The 1663-nt window shown below is 56.7% G+C and carries 1 rRNA gene (running past one end of the window); it reads right to left on the bottom strand.

What is annotated here, in order from left to right:
* Nucleotides 1–1543 (bottom strand): 23S ribosomal RNA (locus ABZS37_RS32560); it reaches 1665 nt to the left of the window's first position.
* Nucleotides 1544–1663 lie beyond the last annotated feature (120 nt).

Here is a 1663-nt window from a genome sequence, read left to right as displayed (position 1 = left end):
TAATCAGGGACGCTCTTTCGCGGGTACGGGAATATCAACCCGTTGTCCATCGACTACGCCTCTCGGCCTCGCCTTAGGTCCCGACTCACCCAGGGCGGATTAGCCTGGCCCTGGAACCCTTGGTCATCCGGCGGAAGGGTTTCTCACCCTTCTTTCGCTACTCATGCCTGCATTCTCACTCGTGCCGCGTCCACAACTGGGTCACCCCGCTGCTTCACTCGCGGCACGACGCTCCCCTACCCATCCACACACCTGCACAAGGAATCAAGTCCAAGCGAGGTTAAAATATGAATGCCACAGCTTCGGCGGTGTGCTTGAGCCCCGCTACATTGTCGGCGCGGAACCACTTGACCAGTGAGCTATTACGCACTCTTTAAAGGGTGGCTGCTTCTAAGCCAACCTCCTGGTTGTCTATGCGACCCCACATCCTTTTCCACTTAGCACACGCTTAGGGGCCTTAGCTGGTGATCTGGGCTGTTTCCCTCTCGACTACGAAGCTTATCCCCCGCAGTCTCACTGCCGCGCTCTCACTTACCGGCATTCGGAGTTTGGCTGATTTCGGTAAGCTTGTAGGCCCCCTAGATCATCCAGTGCTCTACCTCCGGCAAGAAACACGCGACGCTGCACCTAAATGCATTTCGGGGAGAACCAGCTATCACGGAGTTTGATTGGCCTTTCACCCCTAACCACAGGTCATCCCCCAATTTTTCAACATTGGTGGGTTCGGCCCTCCACGCGGTCTTACCCGCGCTTCAGCCTGCCCATGGCTAGATCACTCCGCTTCGGGTCTAGGACACGCGACTGAATCGCCCTATTCAGACTCGCTTTCGCTACGGCTCCCCCACACGGGTTAACCTCGCCACATGCCACTAACTCGCAGGCTCATTCTTCAAAAGGCACGCCGTCACCCCGTAAGGCTCCGACGGATTGTAGGCGAACGGTTTCAGGTACTATTTCACTCCCCTCCCGGGGTACTTTTCACCATTCCCTCACGGTACTTGTCCGCTATCGGTCACCAGGAAGTATTTAGGCTTACCAGGTGGTCCTGGCAGATTCACGGCAGATTTCAGGGGTCCGCCGCTACTCGGGAACACCCACAGAAGGTCAGCAACTTTCACCTACCGGACTTTCACCGTCTACGGTCAGCCATTCCAGACTGTTCGACTAGCCACTGACTTTGTAACTTCTCGAACAAGTGTCAGCTTGTTCAGCAGGGTCCCACAACCCCGACCACGCAACCCCTGACAGGTATCACACGCAGCCGGTTTAGCCTCGATCCGCTTTCGCTCGCCACTACTCACGGAATCACTAAATTGTTTTCTCTTCCTGCGGGTACTGAGATGTTTCACTTCCCCGCGTTCCCTCCACACACCCTATGTGTTCAGGTGTGGGTGACACCACATGACTGGTGCCAGGTTTCCCCATTCGGACACCCTGGGATCACAGCTTGGTTGACAGCTCCCCCAGGCCTATCGCGGCCTCCCACGTCCTTCATCGGCTCCTGGTGCCAAGGCATTCACCGTTCGCCCTTGACAACTTGACCACAAAGATGCTCGCGTCCACTGTGCAATTCTCAACAAACGACCAACCCACAACCCGATCCGCCCCACACCAAACCCGACAACCGCCGGCGGTATATGAGGCCAGGCCATGCCTGGCAGAC

This window comes from Micromonospora sp. NPDC005413 (genome assembly GCF_040606435.1).
Classification (GTDB): domain Bacteria; phylum Actinomycetota; class Actinomycetes; order Mycobacteriales; family Micromonosporaceae; genus Micromonospora.
The sequence above is the reverse complement of the archived record's forward strand: the minus strand, read 5'-3'. Positions and strand labels throughout refer to the sequence as shown.